At 68.3% G+C, this 17190-nt stretch carries 16 protein-coding genes; 12 read left to right on the plus strand and 4 right to left on the minus strand.

Features of this window, described 5'->3' with window-relative positions:
* Positions 1-4 precede the first annotated feature (4 nt).
* Positions 5-409 (minus strand): DUF5319 domain-containing protein, encoded by a 405-nt coding sequence (locus A5752_RS24290; RefSeq protein WP_064345682.1) that lies wholly within the window; start codon positions 407-409, stop codon positions 5-7.
* 148 nt (positions 410-557) lie between these two features.
* Here A5752_RS24290 and guaB point away from each other — a divergent pair, with 148 nt between their 5' ends.
* The 6 genes from guaB to A5752_RS24320 all read left to right on the plus strand — a co-directional run bounded on the left by guaB (position 558) and on the right by A5752_RS24320 (position 7924).
* Positions 558-2111: an IMP dehydrogenase gene (gene guaB / locus A5752_RS24295; protein WP_067091529.1), complete on the plus strand. Its 1554-nt coding sequence runs from the start codon at positions 558-560 to the stop codon at positions 2109-2111.
* 22 nt (positions 2112-2133) lie between these two features.
* Positions 2134-3261: a GuaB3 family IMP dehydrogenase-related protein gene (locus tag A5752_RS24300; RefSeq protein ID WP_156614147.1), complete on the plus strand. Its 1128-nt coding sequence runs from the start codon at positions 2134-2136 to the stop codon at positions 3259-3261.
* Positions 3262-3333: 72 nt separating this feature from the next.
* On the plus strand, positions 3334-5070 hold the full coding sequence (locus A5752_RS24305) for a GMC oxidoreductase (protein WP_067091268.1): 1737 nt from the start codon (positions 3334-3336) through the stop codon (positions 5068-5070).
* A 28-nt stretch (positions 5071-5098) separates the two neighbouring features.
* On the plus strand, positions 5099-5758 hold the full coding sequence (phoU, locus tag A5752_RS24310; RefSeq protein ID WP_067091271.1) for a phosphate signaling complex protein PhoU: 660 nt from the start codon (positions 5099-5101) through the stop codon (positions 5756-5758).
* 129 nt (positions 5759-5887) lie between these two features.
* Positions 5888-7501, plus strand: a complete 1614-nt coding sequence (mdlC, locus tag A5752_RS24315; protein ID WP_067091532.1) for a benzoylformate decarboxylase — start codon at positions 5888-5890, stop codon at positions 7499-7501.
* Positions 7502-7519: 18 nt separating this feature from the next.
* Entirely contained in the window at positions 7520-7924 is a 405-nt protein-coding gene (locus A5752_RS24320; RefSeq protein ID WP_067091273.1) for a tautomerase family protein, read from the plus strand.
* On the opposite strand, the gene A5752_RS24325 is transcribed toward A5752_RS24320, so the two are convergent.
* Positions 7921-10272, minus strand: a complete 2352-nt coding sequence (locus A5752_RS24325; protein WP_067091534.1) for a glycoside hydrolase family 65 protein — start codon at positions 10270-10272, stop codon at positions 7921-7923. The genes A5752_RS24320 and A5752_RS24325 overlap by 4 nt on opposite strands.
* Positions 10273-10274: 2 nt before the next feature.
* Positions 10275-11027 carry a beta-phosphoglucomutase family hydrolase gene (locus A5752_RS24330; protein ID WP_067091276.1) on the minus strand — a complete coding sequence of 251 codons (753 nt, stop codon included), beginning with the start codon at positions 11025-11027 and terminating at the stop codon, positions 10275-10277.
* 149 nt (positions 11028-11176) lie between these two features.
* Between A5752_RS24330 and A5752_RS24335 the strand changes: the two genes are divergently transcribed.
* The 6 genes from A5752_RS24335 to A5752_RS24360 all read left to right on the plus strand — a co-directional run bounded on the left by A5752_RS24335 (position 11177) and on the right by A5752_RS24360 (position 16158).
* Positions 11177-11497 carry a CD225/dispanin family protein gene (locus A5752_RS24335; RefSeq protein ID WP_067091278.1) on the plus strand — a complete coding sequence of 107 codons (321 nt, stop codon included), beginning with the start codon at positions 11177-11179 and terminating at the stop codon, positions 11495-11497.
* Positions 11497-11916, plus strand: a complete 420-nt coding sequence (locus tag A5752_RS24340; RefSeq protein WP_067091281.1) for a DUF2752 domain-containing protein — start codon at positions 11497-11499, stop codon at positions 11914-11916. Before A5752_RS24335 ends, A5752_RS24340 begins: the two co-directional genes overlap by 1 nt.
* A gap of 28 nt (positions 11917-11944) precedes the next feature.
* Positions 11945-13504 (plus strand): glutamine-hydrolyzing GMP synthase, encoded by a 1560-nt coding sequence (gene guaA, locus A5752_RS24345; protein ID WP_067091284.1) that lies wholly within the window; start codon positions 11945-11947, stop codon positions 13502-13504.
* A gap of 129 nt (positions 13505-13633) precedes the next feature.
* Complete coding sequence (gene imuA', locus A5752_RS24350) at positions 13634-14308, plus strand: DnaE2-dependent mutagenesis accessory factor ImuA' (protein ID WP_067091286.1); 675 nt, start codon at positions 13634-13636, stop codon at positions 14306-14308.
* Positions 14309-14335: 27 nt separating this feature from the next.
* The gene (locus tag A5752_RS24355; protein ID WP_067091536.1) at positions 14336-15898 is read left to right on the plus strand and encodes a DNA polymerase Y family protein; all 1563 of its coding nucleotides are present in this window, start codon (positions 14336-14338) and stop codon (positions 15896-15898) included.
* A 29-nt stretch (positions 15899-15927) separates the two neighbouring features.
* Positions 15928-16158 (plus strand): DUF6480 family protein, encoded by a 231-nt coding sequence (locus tag A5752_RS24360; protein ID WP_067091289.1) that lies wholly within the window; start codon positions 15928-15930, stop codon positions 16156-16158.
* Here the strand turns inward: A5752_RS24360 and A5752_RS24365 are convergent.
* On the minus strand, positions 16151-17188 hold the full coding sequence (locus A5752_RS24365) for a nucleoside hydrolase (RefSeq protein WP_067091292.1): 1038 nt from the start codon (positions 17186-17188) through the stop codon (positions 16151-16153). The two genes, A5752_RS24360 and A5752_RS24365, sit on opposite strands and share 8 nt — an antisense overlap.
* Between the last annotated feature and the right edge of the window lie 2 nt (positions 17189-17190).

Consider the following 17190-nt stretch of genomic DNA (forward strand, 5'->3'; position numbering starts at 1 on the left):
TAGTTCAGCGGTAGCCGTCGGACTCCGACGTCGCCTCGTTGAGCGATGCGTCGGCGTAGCCCCGGCAGTAATCCCACGTCACGTAGGCGTCGGGTTCGGGATCGTAAGCGGGCTCGTGCGGGCGCACCGTGCCGTCGACCAGCAGCTGCAACAGGTTGGCGCGCAGCATGTCCCAGTCGTGGTAGTGGTCCTGCTGGCATTCGTCGCAGCACACGACAAGACCGCGGATTCCCCTGTGTGCGAGAAGTGCCTCATACACCGCCAGATCGGCGAGATCGGCCTCGACCGCGGTCCGCTCCTGTGGGTCCAGCGGCTGGCCTGGCTCGAGCGCGTCGAGGGCAGCCGAAGGGTCGCACGGGTCATCGGCGAACGGGTCCGGTGGCAAACCCGGTGGCAGGTGGTCACGCACGAGTCCACCCTACGCAGCAGGGCGGGGATCGCGCTAGCCGTCACGCCGACGCGCCACGTGAGACCGGGATGCCGATCGACAGCCGATAAGATGGTTCTTTAGCTCGACGACTGTGTTCGGCTGCGTTTTGTATCTGGAGGCCCCCACCATGTCGATCGCCGAAAGCAGCATCCCCATCGCGGTGCCGGTGCCGACCGGCGGGGATGACCCGACGAAAGTCGCCATGCTCGGCTTGACCTTCGACGACGTGCTGCTGCTGCCCGCCGCCTCCGACGTGATCCCCGCGACCGCCGACACCTCGAGCCAGTTGACCAAGAAGATCCGGCTCAAGGTGCCGCTGGTGAGTTCGGCGATGGACACCGTCACCGAGTCGCGCATGGCGATCGCCATGGCGCGTGCCGGCGGTATGGGCGTGCTGCACCGCAACCTTCCCGTGGCCGAGCAGGCCGGTCAGGTCGAGACAGTCAAGCGGTCCGAGGCCGGGATGGTCACCGATCCGGTGACCTGCTCGCCGGACAACACGCTGGCCGAGGTCGACGCGATGTGCGCGCGGTTCCGGATCTCCGGGCTGCCCGTCGTCGACGACACCGGCGAGCTGGTCGGCATCATCACCAATCGCGACATGCGGTTCGAGGTAGACCAGTCCAAGCCCGTCTCCGAGGTGATGACCAAGGCCCCGTTGATCACCGCCCGCGAGGGCGTGTCGGCCGAAGCGGCGCTAGGACTGTTGCGGCGCAACAAGATTGAGAAGCTTCCGATCGTCGACGGGCACGGCAAGCTGACCGGGCTGATCACCGTCAAGGACTTCGTCAAGACCGAACAGTTCCCGCTGTCCACCAAGGACAAGGACGGCAGGCTGCTGGTCGGCGCCGCGGTCGGTGTCGGTGACGACGCGTGGACACGGGCGATGACGCTTGTCGACGCGGGTGTCGACGTGCTGGTCGTGGACACCGCGCACGCGCACAACCGCGGCGTGCTCGACATGGTGAGCCGGGTCAAGGCCGCCGTCGGTGACCGGGTCGAGGTGGTCGGCGGAAACGTCGCGACGCGCGCGGCCGCGGCGGCCCTCGTGCAGGCCGGCGCGGACGCGGTCAAGGTCGGGGTGGGCCCCGGTTCGATCTGCACCACCCGCGTGGTGGCCGGCGTCGGCGCGCCGCAGATCACCGCGATCATGGAGGCCGTCGCCGCCTGCGCGCCGGCCGGTGTGCCGGTGATCGCCGACGGCGGGCTGCAGTACTCCGGCGACATCGCCAAGGCGTTGGCCGCGGGCGCGTCGACCGCGATGCTGGGCTCGCTGCTGGCGGGCACCGCGGAGTCGCCCGGCGAGCTGATCTTCGTGAACGGCAAGCAGTTCAAGAGCTATCGCGGCATGGGGTCGCTGGGCGCCATGCAGGGCCGCGGCGCCGCCGGTTCGGTGCGCGGGTCGTACTCCAAGGACCGCTATTTCCAGGACGACGTGCTCAGCGAGGACAAGCTCGTGCCCGAGGGCATCGAGGGACGGGTGCCGTTCCGGGGTCCGCTGGCGACGGTGATCCACCAACTCACCGGCGGACTACGTGCCGCGATGGGCTACACCGGGTCGGCGACCATCGAACAGCTCCAGCAGGCGCAGTTCGTGCAGATCACCGCGGCCGGACTCAAGGAAAGCCATCCGCACGACATCACCATGACCGTCGAGGCCCCGAACTACTACACCCGTTAAGGAGAACTGGGCCGTGCGCGACATGGTTGAGATCGGCATGGGCAGAACCGCCCGCCGCACATACGAACTCGACGACATCAACATCGTCCCATCGCGGCGCACCCGCTCGTCGCAGGATGTGTCGACCGCGTGGCAACTCGACGCCTACCGGTTCGAGATCCCCGTCGTGGCCCATCCCACCGACGCGCTCGTATCCCCGGAATTCGCAATAGAAATGGGCCGGCTCGGCGGGCTGGCCGTGCTCAACGGCGAAGGCCTGATCGGCAGGCACGCCGACGTCGAAGCGAAGATCGCCCAGGTCGTCGAGGCCGCCGAAAAAGAGCCAGAACCCTCGGCGGCGGTCCGGCTTCTGCAGCAACTGCACGCCGCGCCGCTGGACCCCGATCTGCTGGGCGCGGCGGTCGCGCGGATCCGCGAGGCCGGGGTGACGACGGCGGTGCGGGTCAGCCCGCAGAACGCGCAGGCGTTGACGCCCACCCTGCTCACCGCGGGCATTGACCTGCTGGTCATCCAGGGCACCATCATCTCCGCCGAGCGCGTGGCCTCCAACGGGGAGCCGCTGAACCTCAAGACCTTCATCTCCGAACTCGACGTGCCGGTCGTCGCGGGAGGGGTCCTCGATCACCGCACCGCGCTGCATCTGATGCGGACCGGGGCGGCCGGTGTCATCGTCGGCTACGGCTCGACCAGCGGCGTGACCACCAGCGACGAGGTGCTCGGGATCAGCGTGCCGATGGCCACCGCGATCGCCGACGCGGCCGCGGCTCGGCGCGAGTACCTCGACGAGACCGGCGGACGCTATGTGCACGTCCTCGCCGACGGCGATATGCACACCTCCGGTGACCTGGCCAAAGCCATCGCGTGCGGCGCCGACGCGGTGGTGCTCGGTACGCCGCTGGCGACGGCGGCCGAAGCGTTGGGTGGCGGCTGGTTCTGGCCGGCTGCCGCCGCCCACCCGTCTCTGCCTCGGGGCGCGTTCCTCCAGGTCGCGGTCGGAGAACGCCCGGCGCTGGAGCAGGTACTGACGGGTCCCTCCGACGATCCTTTCGGCTCACTGAACCTGGTCGGCGGGCTGCGCCGCTCGATGGCGAAGGCCGGCTATTGCGACCTCAAGGAGTTCCAGAAGGTCGGCCTGACGGTCGGGAGCTGAGTACGAGCACCGCCGTCGCCGTCTGACCTCAGGCAATGGATAGTTACCCCTCGGTAACGCCATACTGGACCGATGGAACCTGACTACGACGTCCTGGTGATCGGTTCGGGGTTCGGCGGCAGCGTCACGGCGCTGCGGCTCACCGAGAAGGGCTATCGCGTCGGAGTGCTCGAAGCCGGTAGGCGGTTCGCCGACGAGGACTTCGCAAAGACCTCGTGGAATCTGCGCAAGTTCCTGTGGGCTCCGCAGCTCGGCATGTACGGCATCCAGCGGATTCACCTGCTGCGCAACGTCATGATCCTCGCGGGCGCGGGCGTGGGCGGCGGCTCCCTGAACTACGCCAACACGCTGTACGTGCCGCCGGATCCGTTCTTCAACGATCCGCAGTGGAAGGACATCACGGACTGGCGCGCAGAGTTGATGCCGCACTACGACCAGGCGCAGCGCATGCTCGGCGTCGTGACCAACCCGACGTTCACCGACGCCGACCGCGTCGTCAAAGAGGTCGCCGACGAGATGGGTGTCGGTGACACGTTCGTGCAGACGCCGGTGGGCGTCTTCTTCGGCCCGGACGGGACGAAGGCGCCCGGCGAGACCGTGCCCGACCCGTACTTCGGCGGTGTCGGACCGGCGCGCAAGGGCTGTATCGAGGTCGGCGAATGCATGACCGGATGCCGGCACAACGCGAAGAACACGCTGATCAAGAACTACCTCTACCTCGCGGAGAAGTTCGGGACGAAGATCCACCCGATGACCACGGTCACCGGCTTCGAGCAGCGCCCGGACGGCCTGTGGGATGTGCACACCGTCCGAACCGGTCGCAAGGTGCGCAAGCACAAGCGCACCTTCACCGCGTCGCACGTGGTGCTGGCGGCCGGTACCTACGGCACGCAGCGGCTGCTGTTCAAGATGCGCGACAAAGGCAAGCTGCCCGACCTGTCGGACAAGCTCGGCGTGCTGACCCGCACCAACTCCGAATCCATCGTCGGCGCAGGACGATTCGAGGTGACCGACGACCTCAACCTGACACACGGCGTGGCGATCACCTCGTCCATCCACCCGACCCCGGACACCCACATCGAACCCGTACGCTACGGCAAGGGCTCCAACGCCATGGGGCTGCTGCAGACATTGATGACCGACGGCGACGGCCCCGAAGGGTCGGATGTTCCGCGGTGGAAACAGCTGTTCCTCAACGCCCGCAAGGATCCCCGCGGCACGATCCGCCTGCTCAACGTCCGGCGGTGGAGCGAACGCACGCTGATCGCGCTGGTGATGCAGCACCTCGACAATTCGATCACCACCTACACGAAGCGCAACCGGTTCGGCATCACGCGCTACCTGAGCAAACAGGGCCACGGGGCGCCCAATCCGGCGTGGATCCCGGTCGGCAACCGGGTCACCCGGCGGATCGCCGAGAAGATCGACGGCGTCGCGGGCGGCACTTGGGGCGAGCTGTTCAACATCCCGCTCACCGCGCACTTCCTCGGCGGTGCCGCCATCGCCGACGACGCGCAACACGGCGTCATCGACCCGTATCACCGGGTGTACGGCTATCCGACGCTCTCCGTGCACGACGGAGCGGCGATCTCGGCGAATCTCGGTGTCAATCCGTCACTTTCGATCACCGCACAGGCCGAGCGGGCCGCGTCGTTGTGGCCGAACAAGGGTGAGCAGGACCTGCGACCGGAGCAGGGGCAGCCGTACCGCCGGTTGGAGCCCGTCCCACCGCAGAACCCGGTCGTGCCCGGTCACGCGCCGGCGGCGCTGCGATGGCTGCCGATCGAACCGGTCAGCTCGGCTGGTTGAGAATCGCCGATTGGGGTAACTGTCGCAGATGCGGACCGCATACCAGGAGCAACTGGCCGCACTGAGTGCGCAACTCGGTGAGATGTGCGGGCTTGCGATCACCGCGCTGGAACATGCCACGCGGGCCCTGCTGGACGCCGATCTGTCGCTCGCTGAGCAGGTCATCGCCGACCACGAGCACATCATCGCGCTGAACCGGCGGGTCGAGGAGTCGGCGCTGCGGATCCTCGCACTGCAGCAGCCTGTCGCCACCGACCTGCGCACGGTCATCGGCTCCATCCACATCGCCGCCGACATCGATCGCATGGGCGCCCTGGCGGCCCACGTCGCGGGCATCTCGCGGCTGCGCCACCCGGACTGCGCCCTGCCTGCCGACGTGCGCGCGAGCTTCGCCGAGATGGGTGCGCGCGCTGTGCAGCTCGCGAGGACGGCGCAGGAGGTGCTGCTGTCGCGTGATCCCGACAAGGCGGCTCGGCTGCGCGACGAGGACGACGCCGTCGATGCCGAGCACCGGCACCTGTTCACCCTGCTGATCGACCACAAGTGGCAGGACGGTGTGTGTTCGGCGGTGGACGTCGCGCTGCTCGGCCGCTACTACGAACGGTTCGCCGACCACGCCGTGGAGATCGGCAAGCGGGTGGTGTTCGAGGCGACCGGCGGGTTGCCCGGTCACAAGAAGATCGGGTGAGGTCTACCGGCTAGCGGTAAGAGCGACGTCGGAAAAGTCGACCGGGTAGATGCCCGGCAGCGTCGATGACCGCGAACACCCCAGTCAGCGATGGTTTTCACACCAATCCATCACGACAGGGGTAATCCGATGACCGACCAGAAGACCGTCCACGAGGTGACTTTCGATCTGCTCCGCAAGCTCGGCCTGACAACAGTTTTCGGCAATCCGGGCTCGACCGAGCAGACGTTCCTGCAGAACTTCCCTGACGATTTCGAATACGTGCTGGCGCTGCAGGAGGCGTCGGCGGTGGCCATGGCCGACGCGTTCGCCCAGACGACCGGTAAGCCGGCGCTGGTGAACCTGCACACCGCCGCCGGCACCGGCAACGGGATCGGCAGCCTGGTGGCGGCCTACCGCGCCAACACCCCGCTGATCATCACCGCCGGACAGCAGACCCGCGAGATGTCGCTCGTCGACCCGTATCTGAACAATCCCGACGCCACCGAGATGCCCAAGCCGTGGGTGAAGTGGTCCTACGAGCCGGCGCGTGCCGAAGACGTGCCCGCCGCGTTCATGCAGGCCTATGCGATGGCCATGCAGGCGCCCAAAGGTCCGGTGTTCCTGTCCATCCCGCTCGACGACTGGGACAAGCCCGTGCTGGGACCAGCCGTCGTCAGAAGCGTCGCCGAGCGCGTCGCGCCGGACCCCGCGCGATTGGCGGAGTTCGCCGAACGCATCAGCGCCGCGGAGCGTCCGATGCTGGTGCTCGGCCCCGAGGTGGACCGCGCCGGCGGCTGGGACGCGGGCATCGCGTTCGCCGAGAAGCTGCGGGCGCCGGTCTACGGCAGCGCGCTGTCCGACCGGGTCTCGTTCCCCGAAGACCACCCGCTGTACGCCGGTCCGCTGGGAATGACGATCGCGGACGTCGAGCAGACCGTTCGCGGTCACGACCTGGTCGTCGTGATCGGCGCGCAGGTGTTCCGTTACTACCCGTATGTGGCGGGAGAGTACCTGCCCGAAGGGAGTGAACTCCTGCAGATCACGTCCGACCCACACCTGTCCGGGGTCGCCCCGGTCGGCGACAGCCTGGTCGGCGACGTCACCATCGCGCTGCAACAGCTGACCGAGCTCATCAGCGTGCCCGCCGACCGCGAGCCGCCGGGACCGCTGGTCCGAAACCGTCAGTCGGAGGGGCCTTCTGAGGCTCCGATGACGTCCAACGCGGTCTACGAGACGCTCAGCACCGTGAAGCCCGACGACGCCGTGGTCGTCATGGAGTCGACGTCGACGATGCCCGACCTGTTCAACTGGTTGCCCACGACGCGGTCGGCGAGCTTCTTCGCGACCGGTAGCGGTGGTATCGGCTGGGGTCTGCCCGCCGCGGTGGGGCTCGCACTGGGCGACCGGGCACGAGGCGTCAAGCGGCCGATCGTCGCCACCATCGGCGACGGTTCGTTCCAGTACTCCATCCAGGCGCTGTGGACGGCCGCGCAGCACAAGCTGCCGATCGTGTTCGTGGTTCTGCGCAACGGCGAGTACGCGATCCTGAAGTCGTTCGCGCTGCTCGAGAAGACGCCGCACGTGCCGGGGCTGGACCTGCCCGGACTCGACATCGCCTCGGTGGCAAGCGGTTTCGGATGCCATGCGGTCGATGTGACCAGCACCGACATGCTGGCCGACGAGTTCAAGGCCGCGCTCGACGCCGACGGGCCGACGGTGCTGGTCGTGCCCACCATCCCCCAACTGCCCCGCCTGGGCTGAGTAGGGAAAGGAACTGCAATGCCTGTCTACACCTGCACCATCGCCGAGGGCACTCTGGACGCCGACACCAAGGCCGACCTGGCCTCCGAGATCACCAAGATCCACTCGGATGTCAACCACGTGCCGAGCACTTACGTCAACGTCGTGTTCAACGAACTGCCCGCACACAACGTGTACACCGACGCCAAGCCAGCGCGGCCGCTGATCATCAACGGTTGGGTGCGTTCCGGTCATCCGGATGACGAGACGAGCCGCTTGGCGAACGAGATCGCCAATGCGGCAACGCGAATCACGGCGATCCCGCCGGCGCGGGTGCTCGTCATCATCGGTAACAGCCCCGCCCGTTTCGCAATCGAGGGCGGTCGCGTGCTGCCCGAACCCGGTCAGGAGCAGGCGTGGCTGGCGGCGGGCAGCCGTACCTAGGCGGGGCGCCGGCGCACCGGCTCGCGCCCGGGCGGTTGCGCGGGCGTCGGCAGCAGCGGTTTGCACCAGCGAACCGGCACGGTGGTGGGTTCCCGCGCCGCGAGCTGCAGCTCCTCGCCGCCATGGCGGATCAGCAGCTCACCCTCCGGACCGTCGCGCAGCGTGTAGGTGACGTCGTCGTGGGTCGCATCGACGGTGAGCCGGAAGTTCCTCCAGCGCAACCGGAATCGAAGCCGGGAGATCCCGTCGGGCAGCCGGGGGTTGAGCTCGAGCACACCTTCGTCGTCGCGCAGGCCGCCGAACCCGGCCACCAGCGCGGCCCACGCCCCGGCCAGCGATGCCATGTGCAACCCGTCGCGGGTGTTGTGGTGCAGGTCGCGCAGATCGATCATCGCCGCCTCGTAGGCGTAGTCGTGCGCGAGCTCGAGATGGCCGACCTCGGCGCACATCACCGCCTGCGTGCACGCCGACAGCGACGAGTCCCGGGTGGTGCGTCGTTCGTAGTAGTCGACGTTGCGGGCCTTCTGTTCGGCGGTGAACGCGTGGCCCTGCCAATGCATGGCGAGCACCAGGTCGGCCTGTTTGACCACCTGCGCCGGGTAGAGCCGGACGTACGGTTCGTTCAGCAGCAGCGGGTAGACCGTGTTGGCGTGAAAGTCCCACTCCCGCAGCGTCGTGAAGCCCTCGCACTGAGGATGTACGCCGAGTTCCTCGTCGAACGGGATGTTGGCGCTGTCGGCGGCGTGACGCCACGCGGCCATCTCCTCGGTCGAGACGCCGGCCGCCTGGGCGGCTTCGACATTGCGCGCGCAGGCGTCGGCGGCCGCCCGAAGATTGGCCGCCGCCATCAGATTCGTGAACACGTTGTCGCGCACGATCGCGGTGTACTCGTCGGGTCCCGTCACGCCGTCGACATGCCACACGCCGTGGCGATCGTGGTGACCGAGCGATGCCCACAGCCGCGCGGTGTCGATGAGCACGTGCAGCCCGCACTCCGCTTCGAGCGAGTGGTCGCCCGTGACGATGCGGTATCGCTCGAACGCCATGGCGATGGTGGCGTTGACGTGGAACGCCGCAGTGCCCGCCGGCCAGTAGGCCGAACACTCCTCGCCGCGGATCGTCCGCCAGGGGTATGCCGCGCCGTCCAGATCCAGCTGCGTCGCGCGCTCCCTGGCCATAGGCAGGATCGATGCGCGCCAACGCAATGCGTCGGCCGCCGCCGACGGATGGGTGTAGGTCAGCACCGGCAGCACGAACCCCTCGGTGTCCCAGAAGGCGTGGCCGTCGTAGCCCGTTCCGGTCAGGCCCTTGCCGGGTATCGCACGGCGTTCGGCACGCGCGCTGGCCTGCAGGACGTGGAAGAGCCCGAACCGGACCGCCTGCTGGCAGTCGGGGTCACCCTCCACCTCGACGTCCGCACCGTCCCAGAAGTCGTCGAGGTACGCCCGTTGGGCGTCGAGCAGACCCTGCCAGCCGGTGTAGCGCGCGCTGCTGAGCGCCGCGGCCGCCTGGTCGCGCAGCGCCGGGCGTGAGCGCAGGCTCGACCATCCGTATGCGAGGTACTTGACGATTCGCAGTTGCTGGCCGGGACGCAGCCCACAGATGATCGTCGTGTTGGCCCAGTCACCGCCGGCGCCGGTGTCGACCTCGACGCGGCCGGGGACCTCGATGTCGTGGTCCATGGCCGCGGCCATCGTCAGATTGCTGCCGCGGGTGCGGTGCAGCAGGATCGCGCCGTGTTCGGAATGTTCGTGCTGCACGGGCTCCAACGGCTTCTCGAGCACGGTGGACACCCGTGGGTCCTTCGCCGACGGCGGCAACTCCTCGTTCGCCACCAGTTCCGATTGCACGGTGACACGCACGAATTCGTCTTGGGCCTCGACGACGTACTCGATGGCCGCGGCGCTGCGCTGCGCGAGCGAGACGACGCGGGTGGAGACGACCTTGATCTTCTTGCCCGCCGGTGAACGCCAGCAGGCGGTGCGCTTGAGCGTGCCCGCCCGCAGATCGAGAACGCGTTCGTGGTCGAGCAATTCGCCGTAGCGGACGTCGAACGGTTCGTCATCGACCAACAGCCGGATCAACTTGCCGTTGGTGACGTTGACGACCGTCTGGCCGTCTTCCGGATAGCCGTATCCCGCTTCGGCGTACGGCAGCGGACGAACCTCGTAGAACGAATTCAGGTAGGTGCCGGGCAGGCCGTGCGGTTCGCCTTCGTCGAGATTTCCGCGCATGCCGATGTGGCCGTTGGACAATGCGAACAACGACTCCGACTGGGCCAGGACGCTGAGGTCGAGCGATCTCTCGCGGACCTGCCACGGCTCCACGGGGTAGATCTCGTCGTGCAGGCTCACGTCAGGAGCTCCGCGAGATCGGACACCACGATGTCAGCGCCGCTGCGCCGCAACGCTTCCGCCTGGCCGACCCGGTCGACACCGACCACCACGCCGAAGCGTCCGGCGCGGCCCGCCTCCACGCCGGAGAGCGCGTCCTCGAAAACGGCGCCCTGCTCGGGTTCGATACCGAGAAGTTGCGCGGCGCGCAGGAACGAGTCGGGTGCGGGTTTTCCGGCGATGTTCTCCTCACGCAACACGACACCGTCCACGCGGTGTTGGACGAATCGCGCAAGGCCGGTCAGCTCGAGAACTTCGCGGGTGTTGGCACTCGACGACACGACCGCAATGCCCAGACCCGCGTCGGCGGCAGCCTGCAGATAGCGGCGCGAGCCCTCGAACACCTTCACCCCGTCGGTCCGCAGGATCTGTTGGAACATATCGTTCTTCGCGTTCCCCAGGCCGTGCACGGTTTCGTTCGTCGGCGGGTCGTCGGGGCCGCCGTCGGGCAACTCGATGCTCCGGCTGGCCAGAAACGATCGAACCCCGTCCTCGCGCTTCTTGCCGTCCACGTAATTCAGGTAATCGGTCTGCATGTCGAACGGCGTGAACGCCTCGCCGGTGCGCTCCGCGCGTCGTCGCAGGAAGTCGTCGAACATCGCCTTCCACGCCTTCTTGTGCACGCTCGCGGTGTCCGTCAGCACGCCGTCGAGGTCGAACAGCGCAGCGCGGATCCCGTCGGGTAGACCCAACTCTCCGGTTCCAGGCACCAATCACCCATTCCCGTTATCGCGCGCAGACATACCTGCGCATCGAAGAACTTATCGCAGCGATTTGAAATTGACGCAGACAGCAAACAATTGCCATATATTGAGCGGGCTTGTCGTTCGACAGGGTGCTACTCGAGAAAAGGGACCCCATGACCTATCCGCCTCAACCTCCGCCGCCACCGCCTCAGGGTTATGGTCCGCCGCCAGGGGGTGTTCCGGCCCAGCAGCCCGACAGCAACCTCGTATGGGGAATCCTCGTTACGGTGTTGTGCTGCTTGCCGTTTGGCATCGTGTCGATCATCAACGCCAGCAAGGTCTCCGGACTGTGGCAGTCGGGCCAGTATGCGCAGGCGCAGAAGGCTTCCGACGATGCGAAGAAGTGGGCGATCTGGGGTGCGATCGCCGGTGTGATCGTCATCGTCATCTATCTCATCATCGGGGTCGCGGGCGGCGGCCTGGCCAACATGTGATGTCGCATGTGACTTCCGTTCGCTCGCTCACCGCGCCGCTGGCGGTCGCCGCCGCCGCGGTGGGCGGGTGCGCGGCCATCTGGCTGGCCGACCCGACCGTGCCCGGGGGCATCCTGCCCGTTTGCCCGACCAAGGCGTTGCTCGGCATCGACTGTCCCGGCTGCGGCAGCCTGCGGATGATCTACTCGCTGCTGCATCTCGACGTGGCGGCGGCGGTCCGGTTCAACGCGCTCGCGGTGATCGCGTCGATGCTTCTGCTCTGGGCGTACGGGGCTTGGGTCTTCGGCTCGGTGGCGGGTAGGCGGGTAACCAGTTGGCAGCATCTGCGGTGGTCGGCTCCGGTGGCCGTGGCGGTGACCGTGGTGTGGTTCGTGCTGCGCAACTTGCCGTTTGAGCCGTTCACCGCGCTGCACGTGTGACGTCGGCTCGGCCAACTAGACTGACCGCGTGACATCAGGATCTCCCCGGCCCGTTTTGGTAGTCGATTTCGGAGCGCAGTACGCGCAGTTGATCGCCCGACGGGTCCGCGAGGCTCGGGTGTATTCCGAGGTGATCCCGCACACCGCCAGTGTCGAGGAGATCAAGGCCCGCGACCCCCAGGCCATCGTGCTCTCCGGTGGTCCGGCCAGCGTCTACGAGGAGGGCGCCCCGCAGCTGAACCCGGAGCTGTTCGATCTGGAGGTTCCGGTGTTCGGCATCTGCTACGGCTTTCAGGCCATGGCGCAGGTACTGGGCGGAACCGTCGCGCGCACCGGCACTCGCGAGTACGGCCGCACAGAGCTGAAAGTCACTGGCGGAGAACTGCATTCGGACCTACCATCCACCCAGCCGGTGTGGATGAGCCACGGCGACGCGGTGACCGAGGCTCCCGACGGCTTCGAGGTGGTGGCCGCCAGCGGCGGCGCGCCGGTGGCGGCGTTCGAGCATCGCGGTCGTCGGCTGGCCGGTGTGCAGTATCACCCGGAGGTCATGCACACCCCGCATGGGCAGCAGATCCTGAGCCGCTTCCTCCACGAGTTCGCGGGCATCGACTCGACGTGGACGCCGGCCAACATTGCCGACGCGCTCGTCGAGCAGGTGCGTGAGCAGATCGGTGACGGGCGGGCCATCTGTGGGCTGTCCGGTGGGGTGGACTCCGCGGTCGCGGCCGCGCTCGTGCAGCGCGCCATAGGCGACCGGTTGACGTGCGTGTTCGTCGATCACGGCCTGCTGCGGGCGGGGGAGCGGGCGCAGGTGCAGCGTGACTTCGTCGCCGCCACCCACGCCAACCTGGTCACCGTCGACGTCGCCGACCGGTTCCTCGAGGCGCTGACCGGGGTGTCCAACCCCGAGGGCAAGCGCAAGATCATCGGACGGGAGTTCATCCGGGCGTTCGAAGGGGCGGTGCGCGACCTGGTCGAGGGCGGCGGGCCAGAGGTCGACTTCCTGGTGCAGGGCACGCTGTATCCCGACGTGGTGGAATCCGGCGGAGGGTCGGGCACCGCGAACATCAAGAGCCACCACAACGTCGGCGGCCTGCCCGACGACCTGAAGTTCAAACTGGTCGAGCCGTTGAGGCTGTTGTTCAAGGACGAGGTCCGCGCGGTGGGCCGCGAGCTGGGCCTGCCCGAGGAAATCGTTGCGCGCCAACCGTTCCCGGGGCCCGGTCTGGGCATCCGGATCGTCGGCGAGGTCACGGCCGCGCGGTTGGAGACGTTGCGGCGGGCCGATGCGATCGCTCGTGAGGAACTGACGGCCGCCGGGCTCGACGGCCAGATCTGGCAGTGTCCCGTCGTCCTGTTGGCCGATGTCCGTTCGGTGGGTGTGCAGGGTGACGGCCGCACCTACGGGCATCCGATCGTGCTGCGCCCGGTGTCCAGTGAGGACGCCATGACCGCCGACTGGACGCGGGTGCCGTACGAAGTTCTCGAACGCATCTCGACTCGCATCACCAATGAGGTGGCCGAGGTCAATCGGGTGGTGCTGGACGTGACGAGCAAGCCGCCCGGCACCATCGAGTGGGAGTAGTTCTCCTCTCGTTTCTCCGCCTCTGAATCGACCGAACCCGCTTGACGCTGTCGGTGGGTGGGTGTTTACTCAGCGTATCGAACACACGTTCGAAAAACTAGTGAGTCAGACGATGCAGGAGGTGCTGTTGTGACAGCTGCCGTGAGCCTGGATCAGCGTCAGCTTACCCGCGCTGAACAGGTGGAACACCTGCGTCGCAAGATTGCGGCGGTATCCAGCAAGGTGGGCGCGGGCCGACGCGGAGCCGCTTCGAACACCGAGCCGCTTCCGGACTCGGAAACTTTGCTGCCGATGCCCGAATCGCTGGACGGACCGCTCCCCGCGCCGTTGCCGCGCGGGTCGGTGGCGGTGGTGTCGGGTGCCCGGTCGCTGTCGTTGAGCATGGTCGCGGCGGTGACGGCGCAGGGCGGCCACGCCGCGATCGTCGGCCAGCCCGACGTCGGCCTGCTGGCGACCGTGGAGATGGGCGCCGACCTGAGCCGGATCGCGGTCATCCCCGAACCGGGCGCCGATCCGGTCGAGGTCGCCGCCGTGCTGATGGACGGGATGGATCTGGTGGTGCTCGGCCTGGGTGGGCGGTCGGTGCCTGTCACCCGCGCGCGGGCGATAGTGGCGCGGGCCCGTCAGAAGGGCTGCACGCTGCTGGTCACCGACGGCGACTGGCAGGGAGCGTCGGCCCGGCTGGAGGCCTCGGTGTGTGGCTACGAGATCACGGGGCAGGGACGTCCGGGGTTCGGCCGCATCAGCCGGGTCCGACTGGCCACTCGGGCCAGGGGGCGGTCCGTCCGTGCGGTAGGCGGATGAGTGTCGCGCGTTCTTGCCATCTGGTGCATGGACTGGCCGGCCGTCGCCGCGGCGGCCGCCGCCGATCTGCCGTCCACCGCCCCGATCGCGGTGACCCTGGCAAACCGGGTCATCGCCTGTTCGGCATCGGCCCGGGCGGTGGGGGTGCGACGCGGGTTGCGGCGTCGGGAAGCGCAGGCGCGGTGCCCGGAACTGCATGTGGTCACCGCCGACCCGGCGCGTGACGCCCGCCATTTCGAGAACGTGACGATCGCGGTGGATGACCTGGTGCCGCGCGCCGAGGTGTTGCGGCCGGGCCTGCTGGTGCTTCCGGTCCGAGGCGCGGCCCGGTACTTCGGATCCGAAGAAGCCGCCGCCGAGCGGTTGGTCGATGCGGTGGCCGCTGCCGGCGCCGAATGCCAGGTGGGGGTCGCCGACCAGTTGCCCACCGCGGTCTTCGCTGCGCGCGCAGGGCGGATCGTCGAGCCCGGACAGGACGCGGTGTTCCTGTCGGCGTTGTCGATCCGTCAGCTGGCCACCGAACCGAGCCTGGCCGCACCCGGTCGAGAGGATCTGGCAGACCTGCTGTGGCGCATGGGGATTCGCAACATCGGGCAGTTCGCTGCGCTGTCCCGCAGTGATGTGGCCTCGCGGTTCGGCGCCGACGCGGTGGCCGCGCACCAGTTCGCCCGCGGTGAGCCCACCCGTGGTCCGTCGGGCCGGGACCCCGAGGCCGAACTCGACGCCGTCATGGACTGTGATCCGCCGATCGACCGGGTGGACGCCGCGGCCTTCGCGGGCCGGTCGCTGGCCGCCAACCTGCACCGCACCCTGGCCGCGTCCGGTGTGGGCTGCACGCGGCTGGCCATCCACGCCCGCACCGCCAATGGTGAAGAGCTGGAACGGGTTTGGCGCTGCGCCGAACCGCTGACCGAGGACGCCACCGCCGACCGGGTGCGTTGGCAGCTCGACGGCTGGCTGAACAGGCGCAACCCGAACGACAGGCCCACCGCGCCCATCACGGTGATCCGATTGCGCCCGGTGGAGGTGGTGTCGGCCGAGGCGCTGCAGCTGCCGCTGTGGGGTGGGGTGGGCGAAGAGGATCGGCTGCGGGCCCGTCGCGCACTGGTGCGCGTGCAGGGTCTGCTCGGACCGGAGGCGGTGCAGGTGCCGGTGCTCAGCGGCGGCCGGGGGCCCGCCGAACGCATCACGCTCACTCCACTGGGCGATGAGCCGGTGCCGCGCGCCGATCCCCGTCAGCCGTGGCCCGGTCAACTGCCCGAACCGTCGCCGACCGTGCTGCTCGACGATCCGGTCGAGTTGTTCGACGCCGACGGCCGTCCGGTGCGAGTGACCGCACGCGGCCTGTTCTCCACTGACCCGGCGCGGTTGGACACACCGGGCAAGGTGGTCAAGGCAGGCAGATTGGCCTGGTGGGCGGGACCCTGGCCGGTCGACGAGCGGTGGTGGGATCCGGAAGGCAGCAAGGCGGGCCGCACCGCCCGCGCACAGGTGCTGCTCGACGGGTCCTCGCGTGACGCCCGGCCGGGGCAGGCCCTGCTGCTGTGTTACCGCCAGCGCCGGTGGTACGTCGAAGGGATTTATGAATGACGACCGCGTGACGGGGTACCCGCACACCAATGACCGCCATACCGCCCGATCCAGAACCGGCCGAAACCCCCGACCTCGAACCCGGTGGTGGAGTGCCGCCAGGGGCCACACCGCCCGACTCCGATCAGACCTCCGGTGTGGGTGCCGTCGAATCCCGGCCGCGGCGCCGGTGGACTCCGACGGCCGTGGTCAGCGTCATCGCGGTCGCGATCTTCCTGCTGTTGTTCCTGGCCGTCGTTGTCGGCGTGTTCTTCACCTGACCGTCGCGGCGAACGCGCCGACGCGCGCGATGAACCGGTCGAAGAACCCGGCGGGATCGACGTCAACACCGATGAGTGCGTTGGGTTCCCGTCCCCAGCGGTTGCTCCAGTCCGCGATGGTCATGCCGCGCGTCAGCGTGCCCGTGAGCTCGACGTCGACGGTGGTCGCCCGGTAGCTGACGAGGCCGGGATCGAGTGCCACCGCCGCGGCCAGCGGGTCGTGCAGGTGCGCGAGATAGCCCTCGCCCTGGTCGAAGTGGAACTCGAAGTAGAACCGCATGGCGTCCTCGAGGACCGCGATGAGCGGGTTGTCCGACGCCGATCGGGTGCCGCGGTCGTCGGAGACGCTCATCGCCACCGATGTCGCGCCGGCCTCCTCCGCGAGCCGGTTCAACAGCGCGGGTGTCATCGCGATGTGTTCGGTCAGGTTCAGGCCCAACACGATCGGCAGGTGTGCGGGCTTCTCGTCACCCCACGCGGCGGCCCAGTTGGCGAACACCTCGGCCGCGGCTTCGGGGTCCACGCTGATGTTCCACTCGGCGACCGGGGTCGTGTTGCCGCGGTAGTCGAACGCGCCGCCCATGATCACCAGTCGACGCAGCAGTGTGGGGAGCGCCGGTTCGGCGCGAAGCGCCAGCGCCAGGTTGGTCAGCGGTCCGGTGGCCACCGCGATCAGTTCGCCGGGGAACGCTCGAGCGGTGCGCACCCAAGCCTCGGCGGCGTCGTATTCGGTGAGCCGTCGCCCGGATGCAGGCAACTGGGCATACCCCATGCCCTCGGGACCGTGGGTGTCCTCGGCGGTGCGCAGCGGTGAACTGACCGGCTGCTCGGATCCTTTCGACACCGGGATCTCCGGCATCCGGCACAGATCCAACAGGCCGAGGTTGTTGCGGCAAACCTGTTGCACCGGAACGTTTCCCGCTGTCGACGCAATCCCGACCACGTTCGCGTCCTCGCTGGCGAACAGGTAGGCCAGCGCCATGGCGTCATCGACACCGGTGTCGACGTCGACGAAGACGGGCTGAGTCACCT

The sequence above is a fragment of the Mycobacterium sp. 852002-51961_SCH5331710 genome (genome assembly GCF_001665535.1).
Taxonomy (GTDB): domain Bacteria; phylum Actinomycetota; class Actinomycetes; order Mycobacteriales; family Mycobacteriaceae; genus Mycobacterium.